This window comes from Microbacterium galbinum (assembly GCF_023101185.1).
In the GTDB taxonomy this organism is placed as follows: Bacteria; Actinomycetota; Actinomycetes; order Actinomycetales; family Microbacteriaceae; genus Microbacterium; species Microbacterium galbinum.
Genome location: NZ_CP078077.1, coordinates 2276206 through 2298656, shown reverse-complemented (window position 1 = coordinate 2298656; position 22451 = coordinate 2276206). Strand labels below are relative to the sequence as shown.

At 69.4% G+C, this 22451-nt stretch carries 15 protein-coding genes; 10 read left to right on the top strand and 5 right to left on the bottom strand.

Annotation, left to right across the window (positions count from 1 at the left end):
• Positions 1 to 40: 40 nt before the first annotated feature.
• On the bottom strand, positions 41 to 3376 hold the full coding sequence (locus KV396_RS11140; protein WP_247632704.1) for a family 20 glycosylhydrolase: 3336 nt from the start codon (positions 3374 to 3376) through the stop codon (positions 41 to 43).
• A 25-nt stretch (positions 3377 to 3401) separates the two neighbouring features.
• Between KV396_RS11140 and KV396_RS11135 the strand changes: the two genes are divergently transcribed.
• Together KV396_RS11135 and KV396_RS11130 are read left to right on the top strand one after the other, a co-directional pair.
• Entirely contained in the window at positions 3402 to 3806 is a 405-nt protein-coding gene (locus KV396_RS11135; protein WP_247632705.1) for a RidA family protein, read from the top strand.
• A 90-nt stretch (positions 3807 to 3896) separates the two neighbouring features.
• A complete protein-coding gene (locus KV396_RS11130; protein ID WP_247955751.1) occupies positions 3897 to 5363 on the top strand; it encodes a L,D-transpeptidase family protein in 1467 nt (488 codons plus the stop codon).
• Positions 5364 to 5462: 99 nt separating this feature from the next.
• Here the strand turns inward: KV396_RS11130 and KV396_RS11125 are convergent, their stop codons facing one another.
• Positions 5463 to 7682 carry an NADP-dependent isocitrate dehydrogenase gene (locus tag KV396_RS11125; RefSeq protein ID WP_247955750.1) on the bottom strand — a complete coding sequence of 740 codons (2220 nt, stop codon included), beginning with the start codon at positions 7680 to 7682 and terminating at the stop codon, positions 5463 to 5465.
• A gap of 117 nt (positions 7683 to 7799) precedes the next feature.
• Here KV396_RS11125 and KV396_RS11120 point away from each other — a divergent pair, with 117 nt between their 5' ends.
• The 7 genes from KV396_RS11120 (at position 7800) to KV396_RS11090 (ending at position 16491) form a co-directional block, all read left to right on the top strand.
• Entirely contained in the window at positions 7800 to 8258 is a 459-nt protein-coding gene (locus KV396_RS11120) for a GNAT family N-acetyltransferase (RefSeq protein ID WP_247632708.1), read from the top strand.
• 201 nt (positions 8259 to 8459) lie between these two features.
• Positions 8460 to 9473, top strand: coding sequence for a LacI family DNA-binding transcriptional regulator (locus KV396_RS11115; protein ID WP_247955749.1), 1014 nt, complete (start codon positions 8460 to 8462; stop codon positions 9471 to 9473).
• Positions 9474 to 9602: 129 nt separating this feature from the next.
• Positions 9603 to 10910: an ABC transporter substrate-binding protein gene (locus KV396_RS11110; RefSeq protein ID WP_247623123.1), complete on the top strand. Its 1308-nt coding sequence runs from the start codon at positions 9603 to 9605 to the stop codon at positions 10908 to 10910.
• Between the two features lie 58 nt (positions 10911 to 10968).
• Entirely contained in the window at positions 10969 to 11934 is a 966-nt protein-coding gene (locus tag KV396_RS11105; protein ID WP_247624718.1) for a carbohydrate ABC transporter permease, read from the top strand.
• Positions 11934 to 12821 carry a carbohydrate ABC transporter permease gene (locus tag KV396_RS11100; protein WP_247623124.1) on the top strand — a complete coding sequence of 296 codons (888 nt, stop codon included), beginning with the start codon at positions 11934 to 11936 and terminating at the stop codon, positions 12819 to 12821. Before KV396_RS11105 ends, KV396_RS11100 begins: the two co-directional genes overlap by 1 nt.
• Positions 12821 to 15055: an alpha-xylosidase gene (gene yicI / locus KV396_RS11095; protein ID WP_247955748.1), complete on the top strand. Its 2235-nt coding sequence runs from the start codon at positions 12821 to 12823 to the stop codon at positions 15053 to 15055. The genes KV396_RS11100 and yicI overlap by 1 nt, the downstream gene beginning before the upstream one ends.
• Positions 15052 to 16491, top strand: coding sequence for a GH1 family beta-glucosidase (locus KV396_RS11090; RefSeq protein WP_247632711.1), 1440 nt, complete (start codon positions 15052 to 15054; stop codon positions 16489 to 16491). The genes yicI and KV396_RS11090 overlap by 4 nt, the downstream gene beginning before the upstream one ends.
• A gap of 37 nt (positions 16492 to 16528) precedes the next feature.
• Here KV396_RS11090 and KV396_RS11085 read toward each other — a convergent pair whose 3' ends face one another.
• On the bottom strand, positions 16529 to 17356 hold the full coding sequence (locus KV396_RS11085) for a hypothetical protein (protein WP_247955747.1): 828 nt from the start codon (positions 17354 to 17356) through the stop codon (positions 16529 to 16531).
• A 208-nt stretch (positions 17357 to 17564) separates the two neighbouring features.
• Here KV396_RS11085 and KV396_RS11080 point away from each other — a divergent pair, with 208 nt between their 5' ends.
• Positions 17565 to 18401, top strand: coding sequence for an alpha/beta fold hydrolase (locus KV396_RS11080; protein ID WP_247623128.1), 837 nt, complete (start codon positions 17565 to 17567; stop codon positions 18399 to 18401).
• A gap of 86 nt (positions 18402 to 18487) precedes the next feature.
• Here KV396_RS11080 and KV396_RS11075 read toward each other — a convergent pair whose 3' ends face one another.
• On the bottom strand, positions 18488 to 20299 hold the full coding sequence (locus KV396_RS11075; RefSeq protein ID WP_247632714.1) for an ABC transporter ATP-binding protein: 1812 nt from the start codon (positions 20297 to 20299) through the stop codon (positions 18488 to 18490).
• The gene (locus KV396_RS11070) at positions 20296 to 22227 is read right to left on the bottom strand and encodes an ABC transporter ATP-binding protein (RefSeq protein WP_247955746.1); all 1932 of its coding nucleotides are present in this window, start codon (positions 22225 to 22227) and stop codon (positions 20296 to 20298) included. Before KV396_RS11070 ends, KV396_RS11075 begins: the two co-directional genes overlap by 4 nt.
• Positions 22228 to 22451: the final 224 nt, after the last annotated feature.

The window sequence follows — 22451 nt, the reverse complement described above, 5'->3', positions numbered from 1 at the left end:
AACCCCGCTCGCCGAGCGAGTCCGCGAGGTTACCGAAACGTTACTTCTGTGTGACGGCCTCGTCGGGAGCCGTTTCCGCCCGCGTCACGAGGCGTGCGACGAGGCCCTCGACGATCTGCTCGCGGGCCTCGATCGTCATCGGTTTGCCCGGCACGCCGGGTCGCCGCTGCACGGGCGAGGGACCGTCAGGGGAACGGTACCGCACCCCGGCGGCCGCGAGGCGCCGCAGGTGCGTGGGGAGCCGGCGCGCGAAGTCGTCGAACGGCGCGGGATCCCCGCCCGCCCAGAGCCGCTCGGCGATCGCCGCGAGGCGCGGGAACATCGCGAAATCCACACGGTCGCGCGTGGGCAGGTGCTCGGTCCAGACGTTCGCCTGCCCGCCGACCGCTCCCTCCTCGATCCGCAGCGTGTAGCTGCGCTCGATCGTCAGCGGCGGCCCGACGCGGATGGGCTCCTCGGTCGAATCCGCCTGTGCGTAGTCGAGGTACACCTCGAGGTCGGGACAGGCGACGACCGGGATGCCGCGGCGCACCGCTTCGCGCATCGCCACGGGGCCGCGCCAGGCGAGGATGCGCACTCCCTCGGGAACATCGCCCTCGAGCACCTCGTCCCAGGCGAGCGCGGTGCGACCGCGGCTGCGCACGTGAGCCGCGAAGTGCGCGGTGAACCAGGGCTGCACGTCGTGCGGGTCGGCGAGACCGAGATCGGCCATGCGCGCCTGCGCCGCCGGGCTCTCCGCCCATTCGGTGACCGGTACCTCGTCGCCGCCGATGCCGATCCACTCCGCGTCGAACACGTCGCAGAGCGCATCGATGGCCGCCCTCCCGAACGCGAGCGATGCTTCGGTGGGCGCGAGCGTGCGCGGGTTCACTCCGAAGCGCTCCCAGGGGCCGGTGATCGGCTCACCCACGTCGACGTTGCCGAGTTCGGGGTAGGCCGCGAGAGCCGCCTGGATGTGACCGGGCAGCTCGACCTCCGGCACCAGCGTGACGAAGCGCTCCGCCGCGTAGGCGACGAGTTCGCGCAGCTCGGCCTGCGTGTAGAAGCCCTCGTGCACGCCCGGCTCCACGGTCGCGAGCGGGCCGTGGCCGCGCTGCGTGGCCTCGCGCCGTGCGCCGATCCCGGTCAGACGGGGATATCCCGGCACCTCGAAGCGCCAGCCCTGGTCATCGGTGAGGTGCAGGTGGAGCACGGTGAGGTGGTGATCGGCGAGGAGGTCGATGAGGCGGCGTACGTCGTCGGCCGGACGGAAGTGCCGGGCGACGTCGATCATCGCCCCGCGCCAGCCGTACGCCGGCGAGCCCTGCCAGACGCCGGCCGGGATCAGGGCGTCCGCCTCCGCCTCCGCATCGGGATCGCGCAGCTGACGCAGCACGGTCGCGCCGCGGAAGACGCCGGCCGGTGTCGCGCCGACGATCTCGATCCCCCCGGCATCGACCGACAGGCGGAAGGCCTCGGCGCCGATGCGCCCCTCGGAATCGGGAGCCTCGGCCAGCGCGGCATCGACGCGGAGTCGGATGGCGGGAACCGCCTCACCCCGGTCCTCCGCCCGTTCGCCTCCGAGCCGGCGGATCGCGGCGACCAGGTCGTCCGCTCCGACGACCGGCGTGCGCGTGGACCACCGGAACCCCGGCGCGTTCTCGTCGATGCGCGCGGCGATCCGGGGCACGGTCGCGCGGTGGGGCGCCGGCGGCATGCGCAGCGCCCGACCGGGGGTGGCGCCCGTGACCGCGCCGTCCGCCACGACCGGCACTCCCCCGACCAGCACCTCGACCACGCCCACGGGCGGCTCGAGAGGAGACTCGAACGTGGCACCCGCGGCGATCGTCCGCGCGTCGAAGAGGACGAGGTCGGCGGTCGACCGCTCGCGGATCACGCCTCGGGGCGCATCGCCGCGGTCGAGGCCGAGGCGCTGCGCGGGCGTACCCGACAGATGCCGCACGCCCTCCTCGAGCGTGAGGATGCCGAGCTCGCGCACGTAGTGACCCAGATAGCGGGCGAAGGTGCCGCGTCCCCGCGGGTGAGGTCGCGCACCGATCAGGATGCCGTCGCTCCCCGCCGTGTGCCGCGGATGGCGCATGATCGCCTGCACGTTGGCCTCGTCGCCGATGTGCATGAGGATGCCCGTGGCTCCGGCATCCGCGATGATCGTGTCGAGCACCACGTCGACCGCTCGACGACCCTCGGTCGCGGCGATCTCGGCGATGGTGCGTCCCACGAGGTCGGCCAGCTCCGGGTTGGCGGTGCCGGAGATCTGGATCTGCGTCCAGTCCGCACGCTCCCCGTGGAACCCGTCGCAGCCGATCTCCTCGAGCTCGACCCGCACGCGCTCGCGTCCGACGTCGTCGAGGTCTGCGAGCGTGCGCAGCAGCGAGCCGGTCTCGGAGAGCCGACTCGGAAGGAGCGCAGCGAGCGTCGTCGCCCCCGGCAGGTAGGGGTAGGTGTCGAGCGTCGCATCCACGCCGTCGGCGATCGCCTGATCGATGAGTTCGAGGAGGTCGTCTGCGCGCCCGCGGTTCGGGGCGAAGTTCATGGTCGCGTGCGTGAGATGGATCGGGCACCCGGTGCGCCGGCCGATGTCGAGCGCCTCACGATAGGCGTCGAGCGCGGATCCGCCGTAGCTGCGCGTGTGCGGGGCCCAATACCCGCCGCGTTCGGCCACGACCCGGCACAGCGCCTCGAGCTCGTCGGTGTCGGCGTACATCCCGGGCGTGTAGGTGAGACCGCTCGACATGCCGAAGGCGCCCGCGTCGAGGCAGTCGGCGAGCAGCGCGCACATCCGAGCGATCTCGTCGCTCGTCGCCGGACGGTTCTCGTGACCCACCACGATCATCCGCAGGTTGCCCTGCGGCACGAGCATCGCGGCATTCGCGACGGATGCCTGATCGATCGCGTCGAGCAGATCGGCGACGGTTCGCCACGGCGCGGTGGTCGGCCCGTTCCAGCCAGCGATCTGCGCGGCGATCACGGGTGCGGTCGCGTCGTCGAGCGGCGCGTAGCCGAGCCCGTCCTGGCCGATGACCTCGGTGGTGACCCCCTGCAGGATCTTCGCGTCGTGCGCGGCGCCGGCGAGCACCGCGAGGTCGCTGTGGGCGTGCATGTCGATGAACCCCGGTGCGAGCACGAGTCCGCGGGCGTCGACCTCGATCGCCCCCTCGGGCAGCACGAGGGTCGGCGACTCCGCGCCCTCCCGCACCACCGCGACCACGCGCGCGCCCTCGACCGCGACGTCGGCGACGAAGCGATCCGCACCCGTGCCGTCGACCACGGTCGCCCCGCGGTACACGCGCACCCGACCCTGCGCGGCCTTCTCGGCGCTGAGCACCAGCGCCTCTCCGGGGGCTCCGTCCACGGCATCCGCAATTTGTTGAGGCATCTAACAAGGCTACTAGGCTGGCCTCATGACTGCGAAGACCCGTATCTCCACCGACGCCGCCCCCGCTCCCGCCCACACCTTCTCGCAGGGCGTGCGCAAGGGCCCCTTCGTCCAGGTCTCCGGCCAGGGCCCGGTCGACGCCGCGACCAACGAATACCTCTACCCCGGTGACGTCGCGGCGCAGACGACCCGCACGCTCGAGAACGTCAAGGCGATCGTCGAGGCCTCCGGCGCGACGTTCGACGACGTCGTCATGCTGCGCGTGTACCTCACCAAGCGCGAGGACTTCCCGATCATGAACGACGCCTACGGGGCGTTCGTCGAAGCGCACACCACGAGCGGCGTGCTGCCCTCGCGCACCACGGTCTTCACGGGCCTGCCGCGCGAGGAGATGCTCGTCGAGATCGACGGCATCGCGATCGTCGAGTGATTCTCACGGGGAGGCCGCGGGCGACCGTTGCCTCCCCGTTACATGCTCTCCGGTACTCTTGTCAAAGACGGCACGTTAGATAACCGGGGGGTGAAGTTCGTGACGGATGTGATCTCGACTCACGAGGCTGCGACAGAAGCGCTCGACGGAGCGCCGACCGCGGCGGAGTCCGAGCCGCCCACGGGCGAGCAGCCCCTCGCGTGGGCTCCGAACGAACCGGCCCCCAAGAAGCGCCGCCTGGGCCTCTGGATCGGCCTCGGCCTCGGCGTCGTGGCCATCGGCGCCGGTGCGGCCTCGATGATCCTCATCGCCCCCGGCACCACGGTCGCCGGCATCAACGTCGGGTGGATGACGCCCGGCGCCGCGAACGACGCGATCGAGTCGCACCTCTCCGACACGCGGATCACGCTCACCGGGGCAGGAGACGGCACGGTGCTCACCGGTAGCGATCTGGGCATCGCCCTCGACGGTGAAGCGCTCAGCAACCAGGCCTTCGCCGAGCGTCCGATGTGGAACCTCGGCGCGTGGATGGGCGAGCCGATCGCGGGAGATATCACGCTCGACACCGCGACGGCCACCAGCACCCTGCGCGACGCCGTGCCCTCCAGCTTCGTCGACCCCACCGATGCGGGCGTCACCTTCGACGCCGCCAGCGGAACGTACGTCACGACCCCCGCCGAGGCCGGCACCGCGATCGACGTCGACGCCCTCACGGCCGCGATCATCGACACCGTCGCCGCCGGCGGCTCGAACGTCGAATTCTCGGGCGACCCGACCGAGGCCGCAGCTGCGGTCTCCGACGACGACGCCGCGACCACCGCCGCCTCGCTGAACACCCTGCTCGGCACCGCCGGGTTCTACGTGGGCGAGGAGCGCACGGTCCCTCTGACGCCCGACGTCGTCGCCTCGTGGCTCACCGTCACCGATGAGGGCGGCCAGCTGGCCGTCTCGGCCGACGCCGCGGAGATCCAGAAGACCGTCGACCTGCTGCCCGGGATCGTCGACCGCGCACCCGTGAACGCGAGCAACATCGTCGACTCGGCCGGCAATGTGCTCCGCGCCGAGACCGAGGGCGTCACCGGCCGCACGATCGGCGAGACGACCGGCATCGCCGACGACGTCGCCGCCAAGGTCGAGGCGGGCGACGGAGTGTTCCCGCTCGCGGTCTCCGAGGTGCCGTTCGAGTCGGTGAACCTCTACCGCCACATCGATATCAACCTCAGCACGCAGCGCGCCACGCTCTACGAGAACGACCAGGTCGTCAACAGTTGGCTGGTGTCGACGGGCCTCCCCGGCACGCCCACGCCGACGGGCGAGTTCAAGGTCTTCGCGCACACCCGTATGCAGGACATGGGCTGCTACGAGGGCGCCCCGTACTGCACCGAGGACGTCCCGTGGATCACCTGGTTCACGACCAACATCGGGTTCCACGGCACCTACTGGCACAACAACTACGGCAACCGGATGAGCCACGGCTGCGTCAACCTGCCGATCGACCTCGCGAAGTACGTCTACGACTGGTCGCCGGTCGGACTCGAGGTCTCGGTCCACAACTGACCGACGCGGTCCACCGCTGATCCGGGATCAGTCCCGAACACGAGCGGATACGACGAAGGGGCGGATGCCGAAGCATCCGCCCCTTCATCGTATCTGCGATCAGTTCAGCGCGTCGATGATCCCGTTCAGGGTGGCCGACGGACGCATGACCGCCGCCACGAGCGCGTCGTCGGGGCGGTAGTACCCCGCGATCTCGACGGGCGAGCCCTGCACCGCGTTGAGCTCGGCGACGATGGTCTGCTCGTTCTCGGTCAGTGCCGCGGCGATGGGCGCGAAGGCCCCAGCGAGCTCGGCATCCTTCGTCTGCTTCGCCAGCTCCTGCGCCCAGTACAGGCCGAGGTAGAAGTGGCTGCCGCGGTTGTCGATCGTGCCGAGCGCGCGACCCGGGGAACGGTCCTCCTCGAGGAAGGTTCCGGTCGCGGCGTCGAGGGTCTCGGCGAGCACACGGGCCTTCTCGTTGCCCGTGCGGTCGGCGAAGTGCTCGAGCGAGGCCGCCAGCGCGAAGAACTCGCCGAGCGAGTCCCAGCGCAGGTAGTTCTGCTCGACGAGCTGCTGCACGTGCTTGGGCGCGGAGCCACCGGCACCCGTCTCGAACAGCCCACCACCGGCGAGCAGCGGAACGATCGAGAGCATCTTGGCGCTCGTGCCCACTTCGAGGATCGGGAACAGGTCGGTGAGGTAGTCGCGCAGCACGTTGCCCGTCACCGAGATGGTGTCGAGTCCGTGACGCATGCGCGCGAGCGTGTAGCGCGTGGCCTCCTCGGGGGCGAGGATCGTCAGCGTCAGGCCGTGCGTGTCGAGCAGCGCGAGGCCCTGGTGCACCTTGGCGATGATCTGGGCGTCGTGCGAGCGGTTCGCATCGAGCCAGAAGACCGCCGGGTCGCCGGTCGCGCGAGCGCGGGTGACCGCGAGCTTGACCCAGTCCATGACCGCGATGTGCTTGGTCTGCGTGGCGCGCCAGATGTCTCCGGCCTCGACCTCGTGCTCGATGAGCGCGTTGCCCTCGCCGTCGAGGATCTGCACGACACCGGCCGCGGGGATCTCGAAGGTCTTGTCGTGGCTGCCGTACTCCTCGGCCGCCTGCGCCATGAGACCGACGTTCGGCACGGTGCCGATCGTGGCGGGGTCGAGCGGGCCGTTCGCGATCACGTCGTCGATGACGGCCTGGTACACGCCGGCGTACGACGAGTCGGGGATGACCGCGAGGGTGTCGTCCTCGCCGCCGTCCTGGCCCCACAGCTTGCCGCCGTTGCGCACGAGGGCGGGCATCGAGGCGTCGACGATCACGTCGCTGGGCACGTGCAGGTTGGTGATCCCCTTGTCGGAGTTCACGTACGACAGGCGCGGACCCTCGGCGATGGCCTTGTCGAAGGCCGCGGCGATCGCGGTTCCGTCGGCGACATCGGCGAGACCGGACAGGATCGAGCCGAGACCGTCGTTCGGACGCAGACCCGCCTCGGCGAGCTGCGTGCCGTAGGTCGCGAACACGTCGGCGAAGAAGGCCTTCACGACGTGGCCGAAGATGATCGGGTCGCTGACCTTCATCATCGTGGCCTTGAGGTGCACCGAGTAGAGCACGTCATCGGCCTTGGCCTGGGCGAGGGTCTCGGCGAGGAACGCGTCGAGAGCCGCGGCCGAGAGGAAGGTCGCGTCGATGATCTCGCGCGGCAGGACCTTGAGGCCCTCCTTGAGAACGGTGACGGTGCCGTCGGCGGCCGTGTGGCGGATGCTCAGCACGTCGTCGGATGCCGCGACCCACGACTTCTCGTTGGACTTGAAGTCGTCGTGGCCCATCGTCGCGACGCGGGTCTTCGACCCCTCGGCGAAGGCCTTGTTGCGGTGCGGGTGCTTCTTCGCGTAGTTCTTCACCGCGAGAGGCGCTCGGCGGTCGCTGTTGCCCTCGCGCAGCACCGGGTTCACTGCGGAGCCCTTGATGCGGTCGTAGCGCGCGCGCACGTCCTTCTCGTCGAGCGAGGTCGGGTCGTCGGGGAAGTCCGGGATGTCGTATCCGGCCTTCTGCAGCTCGGCGATCGCGGCCTTGAGCTGCGGGATGGATGCCGAGATGTTCGGCAGCTTGATGATGTTCGCCTCGGGCAGCGTGGCGAGGCCGCCGAGCTCGGCGAGCGCGTCGCCCACCTGCTGCTCGGGCGTGAGCTTCTGCGGGAAGGCCGCGAGGATGCGGCCGGCGAGCGAGATGTCCCTGGTCTCGACCTCGATGCCCGCCTGACCGGTGTAGGCCGTGATGATCGGCAGGAGCGAGGCGGTGGCGAGCGCCGGTGCCTCGTCGGTGTAGGTGTAGATGATGGCGTCGTCAGTCACCGGATGATCTCCGTTCACAAGGGCGATTTGTCTCGATACCAAGATACCCGCAACGCTGTGGGAGAAATCTCGACCCGATCGAGTGTGCGCGTGCGCGCGAGGGGTTAGCCTGGGGTCATGTCCGAACTGCGCATGGTCGAACTCTCCGCTGCGACGATCGTCGCCGTGAACAACATGTCGCTCAAGCCCGGGCAGGAGCAGTTCCTCGCTCCGGTCTCGTACGGGATCGCGGCGACCGTCATCAACCCGGCCACGTCGTGGCAGCGGGTCGTCCTCGACGGCGATGCCGTCGTGGGCTTCGTGAGCGCCAACTTCGACCCGGAGGCCCCGGAGGATCACTTCCGCTCGGTGCTGTGGCGCATCAACGTCGACGCCGACGACCAGGGTCGCGGCGTCGGCCGGTTCGCCGTCGAGAAGTTGCTCGAGGAAGCCCGCTCCCGCGGTCTCGACCATGTCGATGTGATCTACGAGGCCGGAGACGACGGCCCCGAGGCGTTCTTCCTGCGCGTGGGCTTCACGCCCGTCGGCGAGACGGAGTACGGCGAGGTCATCGCCTCGATCCGCATCACATCCTGAAGCCGGCGGCGGGGTCTCGAATCCCCTCCCCCATCGAGACCCCGTCGCCTTCGGCCGGGGCGTCGGGCGACCGTGCATGCGCGCGTCTCCCTCGGCGTGACAGAAATATGTTGCGCTCGACCACAAACCGTGTCTATCATCGCTGAAGAAGCCTGAGCGAAGCGCTTCGACAATCTCATCCAGAGCGACGATGGAGTCACGATGACGACGATCCACGAGGTGGCCGCTGCCGCCGGTGTCTCGATCAGCACCGTGTCGTACGCGCTCAGCGGCAAGCGCCCCGTGTCGGAGAAGACCCGCCGCCGCATCGAGGACGCGGCGCAGACGCTCGGGTACCAGCCCGATGCCGGCGCCCGGATGCTCGCGGGCCGCCGCACCCACATCTTCGCGCTCACCGAGCCGCTGCGCGCCGACACGCACGCCCCCACGCACATGGCGTTCGTGCTGGCCACCGCCGTCGCCGCGCGCCGCCGCGGCTACGACATCCTCCTCCTCACCGACGAGCAGACCTCCGATGGGATGAACCGCGTCGCCGCGTCGAACCTCGTCGATGCGATCCTCGTGCTCGATGTGGCGCCCGACGACGAGCGCGTCGACATCGCCCGCTCGGTGCGCACGCCGACGATCTTCATCGGGCTCCCCGACGATCAGCGCGACCTCACCTGCGTCGACCTCGACTTCGAGGCCGCCGGCCACCTCGCGATCGATCGGCTCGCCGATGCCGGGCACGCCGCGGCGCACCTCCTCGGCCAGACCGAGGTCTCGTACCGCAAGTCGAACTTCCCCCGCCGACTCCTGCGCGGAGTCGAGGAGCGCGCCGCCGACCGCGACGTCGTCCTGACCTGGACCGCGACCGGGGCCGCTGCCACCGACCCCGCTCTCGTGCGCCGATCAGCCGAGGCTGCTCTCGATGACGGCATCCGCGCGTTCGTCGTGCACGCCGTCGACGACGTGCACGACGTGCTCCTCGAGGTGCTGGACGAACGCGGCCTCGCGCTCGGCGTCGACGCCTCGGTCATCTCGGCCGCGGCATCCTTCGACACCTCCGTACTCGCAGCGCCGATCGACACCATCCCGCTCGTGCCGCAGCAGTCGTGCGAGCTCGCGGTCGACATCGCCGTGCGCCACCTCGACGAGACGAACGTGCCGCCCGAGATCCACCTCATCGCCCCCGAGTACCACGGCGCGGGTTCCGTCCGACCGCCCCGGGACTGACTCCCCCTCACACCACCCTCCCGTATCGCCGAGATCGAAACGCTTCGACGATCACGCGATCGCCACAACTGAACACCCCACCGATGCAGTGTTCGGCCCCCCGGGGCCACCGAGAAAGGAGTGCCGACGATGGCACGCACGACACGCAGGACGAAGACGCTCACCGCCCTGGCCGCTCTCACCGCGACCGGTATCGCGCTGAGCGGCTGCACCGCCGGATCGTCCGACGACGGCGGAGACGGCCAGACCCTCAAGCTCTGGCACTACGAGGGCGCCGACAGCGCCATGGGCAAGGCCTGGGACGAAGCGATCAAGATCTTCGAAGAGGAGACCGGCGCGACGGTCGAGTTCGAGGAGAAGTCGTTCGAGCAGATCCAGAAGACCGCGAGCCAGGTGCTCGACACCGACGCCGCCCCCGACCTGATGGAGTTCAACAAGGGCAACGCGACGGCGGGCTTCCTGGCCTCGACCGGCCTCATCACCGACATTTCCGACGCCGTCGAGGAGTACGGCTGGGACGAGAAGCTCGCCCCGTCGCTGCAGACCACGGCCAAGTACTCCGAAGACGGCGTGATGGGCGGCGACACCTGGTTCGGCGTGCCGAACTACGGCGAGTTCGTCGGCGTCTACTACAACCAGGATGCCTTCGCCGCGGCGGGACTCGAGATCCCCACCACCTACGAGGAGTTCGTCGACGTGCTCGACGCCTTCGTGGCACAGGGCATCACCCCGCTGGCCGAGGCCGGCGCCGAGTACCCGCTCGGCCAGCTCTGGTACCAGCTCGCCCTGCTCGAGGGCGACCGCAGCTTCGTCGACGCCTACCAGCTCTACGACGGAGAGGTCGACTGGCAGGGTCCGGAGATCACCTCCGCGACCGAGACCCTGAAGGAGTACGTCGACAAGGGCTACATCGCCTCCGACGTCTCCTCCGTCAAGGCCGAGGACGCCGGTGTCTCGTTCATCAACGGCACCTCGCCGATCTTCGTGTCGGGCTCGTGGTGGTTCGGCCGCTTCGTCGCCGAGGCCACCGGCTTCGAGTGGACGATGAACGCCTTCCCGGGCGCCGATCTCTCGCTCGGCTCCTCGGGCAACCTCTGGGTCGTTCCCGAGAACGCCGCCAACAAGGAGCTCGCGTACGAGTTCATCGACATCACGATGCGCCCGGAGATCCAGGCGATCATCGGCAACAACGGCGGCCTCCCCGTCGCCGCCGACACCGCCGACATCACCGACGAGAAGAGCGCCGCGCTCATCGAGACGTTCAACGGCGTGCTCGACGCCGACGGCCTGTCGTTCTACCCGGACTGGCCCGCACCCGGCTTCTACGACGTGATCGTGCAGGAGCTGCAGGGTCTCGTCACCGGCGTGCAGGATGCCGAGACCACGAACGCGAACCTCGGCGAGCAGTACGACGAGGGCACCGCCGAATTCCGTTGATCCGCCCGCGGGGGCGGCGCCCGACCGGCGCCGCCCCCGCACCCTCATGGAGATGAACATGTCACTCGCCACCCGCGAGGGCCGCCGCACCAAGCTGCCGCCCGAAGAACCGTCGATCCCGCAGCGCAGCGGTGGGACCGGGGCCTACTGGATGTACCTGCTCCCCGGCTTCGTGCTGCTGCTCGTGGTCGTCATCGTCCCGCTGATCTGGAACGTGTACCTCACCTTCACGAAGTGGAAGGGCGTACGCACGCCGGAGTTCATCGGTCTCGAGAACTGGCAGAAGATCCTCACCGACAGCGACTTCTGGACCTCCTTCACCAACTCGGTGTGGATGATCCTCGCTATGGTCGTCGTGCCCACGATCATCGGCCTCATGGTCGCCGCCCTCCTGTTCGACGTCGTCGGACGCAAGTTCGGCGGCAAGGTCGGCAGCTTCCTGCGGGCCACCTACTACCTCCCCCAGATCCTTCCGATCGCCGTCGCCGGCATCGTGATCGGCTGGATCGTGCGCCCCGGCGGCGACGGTGCGCTCAACCAGATCCTCGCCTGGTTCGGCATCCCCGCTTACGACTGGCTCGGCCAGATGCCCTCCGCGCTCATCGTGCTGATGGTCGTGATGGTCTGGGTGCAGCTCGGCTACCCCGTCGTGGTGTTCATGGCCGCGCTCCAGCGCGTCGACCCCGAGCTCTACGAGGCGGCCGAACTCGACGGCGCGAACTGGTTCCAGCGCTTCTCGGCGATCACGATGAGCATCATCCGCCCCGAGATCTTCGTCGTCACCCTCACCTGCACCATCGCGGCGCTCAAGGTGTTCGGCCCGGTGTACATCATCACCCGCGGCGGACCGGCGGGGTCCACCCTCGTCCCGGCGTACTACGCCTACCAGGAGTTCTTCACCAAGCGGAACGTCGGCTACGGCGCCACGATCGCGACCGTGCTCACGATCGTCGTGGTCATCGTGTCGATCATCTTCATCCGCGTCCAGAACTCGCTCGAGCGCAAGGAAAGGGCGGGTCTGTGATGCACGCCACCACCGCCATCGTCACCGGCAAGAAAGCCGCGAGTCGTCCGCGCGGCGGCATGACCAAGAAGCGTCCCGTCGACTGGCTCCTGCTGGCGCTCGTCATCGTCGGTGCGCTGCTCGTGATCGCGCCGTTCTACCTCGTGCTCGTGAACTCCTTCAAGTCGCCGCTCGACTACGCGACCTCCGGCCCCCTCGCCTTCCCCGAGACCCTCGACTTCGGCGGGATCATCAAGTTCTGGGAGCGCGTGAACTTCCCCGAGAAGGTCTGGAACTCGATCTTCATCGCCGGCATCGTCTCGGTGCTCGCGGTCGTGATCTCGATGCTCAACGCCTTCGCGATCGGGATCGGACGCGTGCGCGGACGCTCCTGGATCGTGCTGCTCTTCCTGCTCGCGAACCTGCTGCCGCAGGAGGCGCTGCTGTACCCGCTGTACTACATGTTCAAATCGGTCGGCCTGTACGACAACGTCTGGTCGGTCATCATCGTGTTCACGGTGATCCAGGCCGCGTTCGGCACGTACCTGCTGTCGTCGGTGTACGGCACCTTCCCCAAGGAGATCCTCGAGGCCGCCTCGCTCGACGGCGCGACCCGCTGGCAGATCCTGTGGCGCGTCGTCTTCCCGATCAGCCGCCCGACGCTGTCGGTGCTGCTCATCTTCTTCTTCATCTGGACGTGGAACGAGTTCCTCATCCCGCTGACGTTCCTCGCGTCGAACGCCAACCAGACCGTCCCGGTCGCGATCAGCGTGCTGCAGGGCGACCGCCTCATGGACGTCACCACCACGAGCGCCTCGGCCCTGCTGGGCATCATCCCGACGCTCATCTTCTTCCTCATCTTCCAGCGCACCCTCACCCGGGGCATCACGGCAGGAGCAGTCAAGTAATGAAGTTCACCGACGGGTTCTGGCAGCTGCGCCCCGGCGTCACCGCGCTGTACGCGCAGGAGGCGTACGACATCGCCGAGACCACCGAGACCCCCGACGGCGCAGGTCTCGTCATCACCGCTCCGACGATGGTGATCTCCAAGCGCGGCGACACCCTCAACCGGCCCGTGCTCACGACCACCCTCTCCTCCCCCGCCGAGGGCGTGATCCGGGTGCGGATCGCCCACCACACCGGCCGGCGGTGGCACGGCGGCTTCGCCCTCCCCGGTGCCGGTGGTGCCACGGCATCCGTGTCGGTGTCGGACGCCGGCGGCGTCCTCGACGCGGGCTCCCTCGTGGCGACGGTCACCCCCGGTGCCCCGTGGGACCTGTCTTTCGCGGTCGACGGACGCCGGGTCACCGGCAGCGGGCACAAGGCGCAGGGATACGTCCAGCTCGCCGAGGGCGCGCAGGTCGATCCGGGGATCGTGAGCAACGCGCGTCAGGGAGGCGGGTTGCCGGCGGCATCCGTCTTCGTGCACGAGCAGCTCGACCTCGGCGTCGGCGAGCAGATCTACGGACTCGGCGAGCGCTTCGGTCCGCTCGTCAAGAACGGCCAGACGGTCGACGTGTGGAACGCCGACGGCGGCACCTCGAGCGAGCAGGCGTACAAGAACGTGCCGTTCCACCTCTCGAGCAGGGGCTACGGCGTACTCGTCAACGACCCGGGACACGTGTCGTACGAGATCGGCTCGGAGGCGGTCGAGCGCGTGCAGTTCTCGGTGTCGGGCGAACAGCTGGAGTACTTCGTGATCGCGGGGCCCACCCCCAAGGACGTGCTCGGGCGCTACACCGCCCTCACCGGTCGCCCGCCCGTGGTGCCGGCCTGGTCGTACGGACTGTGGCTGTCGACGAGCTTCACGACCGACTACGACGAGCAGACCGTCAACTCCTTCCTCGACGAGATGGCGGCCCGCGAACTGCCCGTCTCGGTCTTCCATTTCGACTGCTTCTGGATGCGCGAGTTCAACTGGTGCGACTTCGAGTGGGACCCGCGGGTGTTCCCCGACCCCGAGGGCATGCTCGGCCGCCTGCACGACAAGGACCTGCGCGTCTGCGTGTGGATCAACCCCTACATCGCCCAGCGCTCCCCCCTGTTCCGCGAGGCGGCCGACCAGGGGTTCCTGGTGAAGCGCGCCGACGGCTCGGTGTGGCAGTGGGACCTCTGGCAGGCGGGCATGGGGCTCGTCGACTTCACGAACCCCGAGGCGACGGTCTGGTACCAGTCAAAGCTGCGCGCACTCGTGGCGCAGGGCGTCGACTGCTTCAAGACCGACTTCGGGGAGCGCATCCCGACCGACGTGGTCTGGGCCGACGGCGCCGACCCCGAGCGCATGCACAACCTCTACACCGACCTCTACAACCGCGCCGTGTACGACGTGCTCACCGAGGCGCGCGGCGAGGGCGATGCCGTGCTCTTCGCCCGCTCGGCGACCGCGGGCGGGCAGAGCATGCCCGTGCACTGGGGCGGCGATTCGACGTCGACCTACACCTCGATGGCCGAGACCCTGCGCGGCGGCCTCTCGCTCGCCCTCTCGGGCTTCGCCTTCTGGAGCCACGACATCGGCGGGTTCGAGGGGATGCCGGACGCCGGCGTGTACAAGCGCTGGACCGCGTTCGGCCTCCTCGGCTCCCACTCGCGGTTCCACGGCTCGAGCTCGTATCGGGTGCCGTGGGCGTTCGACGACGAGGCGGTGGAGGTCACGCGTCGCTTCACGCACCTCAAGATGCGCCTCATGCCCTACCTGTACGCGCAGGGCCTCGACGCGGCCGCCACGGGTGTGCCGCTCATGCGACCGATGGTGCTCGAGTTCCCCGACGACCCGGCGACGGCGTACCTCGACCGTCAGTACATGCTCGGCTCCGACCTGCTCGTGGCGCCCGTGTTCACCGAGGACGGCGAGGTCGAGTTCTACCTGCCGGCCGGCGAGTGGACCTCGCTGCTCACGGGCGAGACGGTGACCGGCGGCGGGTGGCGGCGCGAGCGGCACGGCTTCGATTCGCTCCCCCTGTACGTGCGCCCCGGAACCGTGCTCCCCTGGGGCGCCCGGGTCGATCGACCCGACTACGACTACCATGACGGATTGCAGCTGCGCGTCTTCGCGGGCGGCACCGGCACCGCGGCCGTCACCGTCACGAATCCCGACGGTCGCACCGAGACCTACACGGCCGACCTCGAGGAGATCACCGCATGACCACGCTGTTTACCCCCCGCGACGACTACCGGGGCTCGGGACTCGTCTTCCCCACGGACTTCACGTTCGGGTCGGCGACCGCGTCGTACCAGATCGAGGGAGCCGCCGCCGAGGACGGGCGCACCCCCTCGATCTGGGACACGTTCAGCAAGACCCCCGGCAAGGTGTGGAACGGCGACACGGGAGACGTGGCCTGCGACCATTACCACCGCACCGAGGAGGACCTCGACCTGATGGCCGACCTGGGGCTGCAGGCCTACCGGTTCTCCATCGCGTGGCCGCGCATCGTCCCCACGGCGTCCGGCGGGGTGAACCAGGCCGGCGTCGACTTCTACTCGCGTCTCGTCGACGGGTTGCTCGCTCGCGGCATCCGTCCCGTCGCCACGCTGTACCACTGGGATCTGCCGCAGTACCTCGAGGATGCCGGCGGCTGGACCGCGCGCTCCACGACCGACGCCTTCGAGCGGTACGCCGAGATCATGGGCACGGCCCTGGGCGACCGTGTGCACACGTGGACGACGCTCAACGAGCCGTGGTGCTCGGCCTACCTCGGCTATGGTCAGGGCGGGCATGCACCGGGGCGCCACGAACCGGCGTCCGCGCTGTCGGCCGTGCACCACCTCAACCTCGCGCACGGGCGCGCGGTGCAGGCGCTGCGGGCGACCTCGACGGGCGACCCGGACTACTCGGTCACGCTGAACTTCCATGTGCTGCGCGGTCAGGGCGACGGTGCGGCCGAGGCGATGCGCCGCATCGACGCCCTCGCGAATCGCGCGTTCACCGGTCCGATGCTGCGCGGCGAGTACCCCGCCGATCTGCTCGACGACACATCCTCCGTCACCGACTGGTCGTTCGTGCAGGAGGGCGACCTCGCCACGATCCACCAGCCGATCGACGTGCTGGGAGTCAACTACTACTCGACCGCGACCGTGCGGCTCTGGGACGGCGTCTCGCCGAAGCAGCAGAACGACGGCCACAAGGGCACCGAGGGCGGCACCGCCTGGCCGGGCAGCGATCAGCTCGTCGAGTTCGTCGAGCAGCCGGGCCCGTACACGGCGATGGGCTGGAACATCGCACCCGAGGGACTCGAGGAGCTGCTCGTGTCGCTCTCGGAGCAGTTCCCGGAGCAGGCGCTCATGGTCACCGAGAACGGTGCCGCGTTCGACGACGAGGTCTCGGCCGACGGCACCGTTCCCGACCCGGAGCGCACCGACTACCTGCGTCGGCACTTCACCGCGGCGCACCGGGCTCTCGAGCGCGGCGTCGACCTGCGCGGATACTTCGTCTGGTCGTTGCTCGACAACTTCGAATGGGGCTACGGCTACGCCAAGCGGTTCGGCATCGTGCGGGTCGACTTCGACACGCTCGAGCGCACCGTGAAGGACTCCGGTCACTGGTACCGCGAGCTGGTGCGCAGCCGCACGATCGCTCCCTGAGCGAGCGCGGTGGGGTCCCGCTGATCCTGGCGGGATCTCACCGATCGCGGTCGTCCCGGCCCTCCCGGGCGTCGCCGCGCGGGCGCTTGCGCGCCGACCACGCGGCGAAGGCGGATGCCGCCGCTCCCGCCGCCCGGTCGATCGCCTCGGCGGAGCGCGAGATCGCGTCCTGAGCGGCGTCCTGCCATCCGACGCTCGCCGTCGTGTCCCCCCGCCCGCGCGCGGTGTGCTCGGCGATCTCGAAGGCACGGGCGAGCGCGTCGACGGCGTCGCGATAGTCGGCGAACTCCGCGGGCGTCGGACGCTCCCCCGCCGTGCGCCGTGCCTCCGCCGCACGATTCGCCGCGCGGAAGTAGGCCGCCGTCGCCGGCTGCTTCACATCGGACATCGCCGGGTAGGCGATCTGCAGACCGGGATCGGTCTCGTAGGTCATCCAGCGCGCGACGATCGCATCGTGGTCGGCGCGCAACCGCTCCAGCGGGCGGGGGGCGGATGCCGCGGGGAGCGCGGCGCGGGCCGCATTCAGGCGCACCTGCTTCGCGCGCACATCGGCCGCGGCCGCCTTCGCATCGCGCTCGGCGTCGCGCAGCATCCGTTTCGCGCTGGCCACGTGCTCCGCCGTCGCCCGGCGTGCGGTGCGTTCGGCGGCGATGCGGGTGTGATCGGCGCGCGCGATCTTCACGGCTGCGCGCTTCTCGACCACCGCGACCTTCGCCGCCCGCAGGTCATGGCGCGCGGCATCCACGGCGAGGCGTCGACCACTGCGCGTGCTGCGACGCCGCAGCCCGACGGCGCCCGCGGTGACACCGCCGGCGCCGACCGCCGCGATCCACCACCACTCCCCGAGGAGCATCAACGGGTCCATCCTCCGATGCTATCGAGCCGCTGGCCGGGGCGCTGAGCAGGACCGGGGAGGGAACCTCACTGAACAGGTGTCGAATCCTTCCGGAAACCCCTGTCCCGGGGCGCCGCACGGGGGTACGTTGATCCTGCTCATCACTCCCCGATGGGCGCACAAGCCCACACCGCCGCACCGACCACGATTCGGTGCGGCACCGACGATGGAGGCCCACATGGGATTCGTAACCACGGAAGACGGCGCGGAGATCTTCTTCAAGGACTGGGGTCCCCGCGACGCCCAGCCCATCATGTTCCACCACGGCTGGCCTCTGTCGTCCGACGACTGGGACGCGCAGATGCTGTTCTTCCTGTCGAAGGGCTTCCGCGTCGTCGCCAGCGACCGTCGCGGTCACGGACGCTCCTCGCAGATCGGCACCGGGCACGACATGGACCACTACGCCAGTGACGCGTCGGCGGTCGTCGAGCACCTCGACCTGCGGAACGCCGTGCACATCGGCCACTCGACCGGAGGCGGCCAGGTCGCCCGCTACGTCGCCAAGTACGGCCAGCCCCAGGGGCGCGTCGCGAAGGCCGTGCTCGTCTCGGCCGTTCCGCCGCTGATGGTGCAGACCGAGGCGAACCCCGAGGGCACGCCGATCTCGGTCTTCGACGGTTTCCGCGAAGCGCTCGCAGCGAACCGCGCCGACTTCTTCCAGGCCGTCGCCTCCGGTCCCTTCTACGGCTTCAACCGCGAGGGCGCGGCCGTCTCCGAGCCCGTCGTCGCCAACTGGTGGCGCCAGGGGATGACCGGCAGCGCGCTCGCGCACTACGAGGGCATCAAGGCGTTCTCCGAGACCGACCAGACCGAGGACCTGAAGTCGATCACGGTTCCGGTGCTGGTGCTGCAGGGCGACGACGACCAGGTCGTGCCGTACAAGGATGCCGCGCTGAAGCAGCACGAGCTCCTGCCGAACTCCGAGCTCAAGATCTACGAGGGTTACCCGCACGGCATGCTCACCACGCACGCCGACGTGATCAACCCCGACATCCTGGCGTTCATCCAGGCCTAGTCGCGGCCGCTCCACACGCAGACGGCGCACCTCGGGATCTCCCGGGGTGCGCCGTTCCGCGTCGTGCCGTGCGACGGCTCGTCTCGTCAGACCAGCGTCTCCTGCCATGCCGCGTGCAACTGGGCGAACTTGCCCGTGCCGCCGATCAGGGCATCGGGGGTGTCGTCCTCGATGATCTCGCCGTGCTCCATCACGAGCACCCGGTCGGCGATCGCGACGGTCGAGAGCCGGTGGGCGATGATGATCGCGGTCCGGTCGGCGAGCAGCGTCTGCAGGGCATCCTGGATCAGCCGCTCCGAGGGGATGTCGAGCGACGCCGTCGCCTCGTCGAGGATCAGCACCGCGGGGTCGGCGAGGAACGCACGGGCGAACGAGATCAGCTGACGCTGACCGGCCGACACGCGGCCACCGCGCTTGTTGACGTCGGTGCCGTAGCCGTCGGGCAGCGCCTCGATGAACCCGTCCGCGCCCACGGCCCGGGCGGCAGCGCGGATCTCGTCGAGCGAGGCGTCGGGTTTGCCGAGCGCGATGTTGTCGGCGACGGTGCCGCTGAACAGGTAGGCCTCCTGCGTGACCATGACGATCGCGCGGCGGAGGTCCTTCGGGTGCAGCGAGCGCAGGTCGACGCCGTCGAGCGTCACCGTGCCCTTCGACGGGTCGTAGAAACGCGAGATGAGCTTCGCCAGCGTCGACTTTCCCGCACCGGTCGTGCCGACCAGCGCGATCGTCTGCCCCGCGGGTATGTCGAGCGAGAAATTCGGGAGGATCGTCTTCTCGCCGTTGTACCCGAAGGTCACCTCGTCGAACTCGATGTGCCCGCGCGACTCCCACAGGTCGACCGGCTTCTCGGGGTCGGGCACCGTCGGCACCTCCTCGAGCACGCCCGACACCTTCTCGAGCGCGGCGGTGGCCGACTGGTAGGAGTTGAGGAACATCGCGATCTCCTGCATGGGCGCGAAGAAGTTGCGCACGTACAGCACCGCCGACAGCAGCACGCCGACGGTCAGAGCGCCCTCGGCGACGCGCACGCCGCCCCAGAGCACGACGATGCCGAGCGTGAGCGCCGCGACGCCCATCAGGCCGGGCTCGAAGGTGCCGAACAGCATCAGCGAACGGCGGTTGACGTCGCGGTACTCGCCCGAGATCTTCTGGAAGGCGACGTCGTTGCGGGGCTCCTTGCGGAACGCCTTGACCGCGCGGATGCCGGTCATGGTCTCGACGAACTGCACGATCACCTGTGCGCTGATGACGCGCGACTCGCGGTAGACGAGCTGCGACCGCGAGTAGAACCAGCGCATCAGGAAGAACAGCGGAACACCCGCGATCGCGAGGATGAGACCGGACTGCCAGTCCCAGATGCACAGCGCGATGAAGGTGAACAGGCCGAAGAGCACGCCGGAGACGAGCTCGTTGAGGCCGCCGTCGAGCAGCTCGCGGATCGAGTCGAGGTCGCTCGTCTGACGCGAGATGATGCGCCCGGAGGTGTACGACTCGTGGAACTCGAGGCTCAGACGCTGCGTGTGCAGGAAGATCCGCTTGCGCAGATCGAGCAGCACCGCCTGCGTCAGCTTGGCGGCGATGATGACGTACCAGGCGATCATCACCGCGGCGACGAGCCCTGCGAGCAGGTAGACGCCGCCGATCATGAACGTCGGCATCCAGTCGGAGTGCTCGATCACGGCCGGCAGCGCACGGTCGAGCCCGATGCTGATGAGGATGGGGCCCGCGACCTGCAGCGCGGTCGAGATCACGAGCACGACGGCTGCCAGCACGATGCGCGCCTTGAGCGGCCGCACGAGCGAGCCGAGCAGACGCAGCGAGCGCTGCCGGATGGCCCTGCTCTCCTCCTTGGTGTACCGGGAGCGGTCTTCGTCCTGCGTTCCGATGAGGGCGCTCATGACCGCACCTCCTTCTCGGTGATCAGATCTTCGTCGGGCTGCTCGCCGTTGTGGGCGCGGATGCCCGCCTCGATGTCGTGAGCCTCGTCGGCCTCGTCGTCGCGGATCACGGGGATCGCGCCGGTGCGCGCCGCCTCCTCGGCCTCGAGGCTGGAGATGACGTGACGGTAGTGGCGGCTGCTGCGCAGCAGCTCGCTGTGCGTGCCGACGGCGGTGATGCGGCCGGCCTCGAGCAGCGCCACGCGGTCGGCGAGGGCGACGGTCGACGGCCGGTGCGCGACGATCATCGCGGTCGTGTCGGCGAGCACGTGGCGCAGCGCCTCCTCGACGAGCGCCTCGGTATCGACGTCGAGCGCCGAGAGGGGGTCGTCGAGCACGAGCACCTTCGGCTTCGCGGCGACCGCACGCGCGAGCGCGAGTCGCTGACGCTGACCACCCGAGAGACTCAGTCCCTCTTCACCGATGACCGTCTCGACACCGTCGGGCAGCGCGTCGACGAACGACGCCTGGGCGACGTCGAGGGCTTCGCGCAGCACGCGCTCGGCCTCGTCGCTGTGCACGTCGAGCTCGGCACGGCCGAGCAGCACGTTCTCGCGCACGGTCGCCGAGAAGAGCGTCGCATCTTCGAACGCCATCGCGATGTGCTGGCGCAGTTCGGCCAGCGGCAGGTCGCGCACGTCGACGCCGTCGAGCGTCACGGAACCGCCGGTCACGTCGTAGAGGCGGGTCGGCAGCGTCGTGAGGGTGGTCTTGCCGCTGCCGGTGAGACCGACCAGCGCCATGGTCTCGCCCGGCCGCAGCACGAGGTCGATGCCGTCGAGCAGGTCGCGCTCCTGCGCGCCGGCGTCCTGGTAGCGGAAGTGCGCGTTCTGGAATGCCAGCTCGCCCCGCGGGTTCTCGATGTGCACGGGGTTCTCGGGGTCGGTGATCGTGTTCGTCTCGGAGAAGATCTCGAACACGCGGTCGGTCGCCGTGCGGGCGTCGAGCATGAACGAGAACAGGAAGCCGATCGACTCGATCGGCCAGCGCAGCACCGTCGCCATCGCGAAGAACGCGAACAGTTCGGGCAGGTCGATCGCGCCCTGCGAGATGAGCCAGATCCCCGACATGAGGCTGAGGCCGAAGGCGATCTGCGGCATGAGGTCGAGCCAGAACCAGATCGAGGCGATCGCGCCGGCCTTACTCATCTCGGTCTCGCGCAGCGTCTCGGCCTGGCGGCTGAAACGGCTCAGCGCATGTTTGCCGCGCCCGAACGCCTTGAGCACACGGATGCCGTGCACGCTCTCCTCGACGCTCGTCGCGAGGTCGCCCGCCTGGTCCTGGCTCCGACGGGTGAGGGCGCCGTAGCGCTTCTCGAAGAGGTAGCCGCGGATCCACAGCGGGATGGCGGTGACGATGAAGATCGTGCCCAGCAGCCAGTGCCACCGGAACAGGAGCGCCGCTCCGATGATGATCGTGAGGATGTTCACCACGAGCAGCACGAGACCGAAGGCGAGCCAGCGGCGGATGAGGCCGATGTCCTGCATCATGCGGCTCAGCAGCTGGCCCGACTGCCAGCGGTCGTGGAACGCCACGGGCAGGGTCTGCAGGCGCGCGTAGAGATCGGTGCGCATGCGGTACTCGACCTCGGTCGAGGGCTTGAGCACGAACTGGCGGCGCAGGAACACCATCAGGGCTTCCCCGAGGGCGAGGCCGAGAACGGCGACCGCGCCCCAGACGATCGCTCCGAGCTCGCCGGTCTGCACCGGGCCCTGGATGATCTGCTCGAGGACGATCGGGATCATCAGCGCGATGATCGCCGCGGCGAGCGCGCTGGCGGCACCGCCGGCGAGCCGCCAGATGACGGGACGGACGAAGGGCTTGAGACGCCACAGCGCTGCGGCGGTCGACAGGGAGGAGGAAGCGGGGGGATTCTGCGAGGAAGACATGTCTCTCAGACGGTTCGTGCGGAAGAGGTTGCGGAGCAGGCGGACGCCGAGCGGTCTCGGTGAGTGCAGCGGACTCGTCGAGTCCGGCGTCCGGCGGGGAAGAGGCGGGGCGCGGAACGCGGTGCGGCTCTAGTGGAAAGTGCGCACCGGAGTCGTGCCGAGAGCTGCGATCTGCGTGACCAGGATCGTGGTCATGGTGTCCTCCTCAGGGCTCGGCGGTGTCG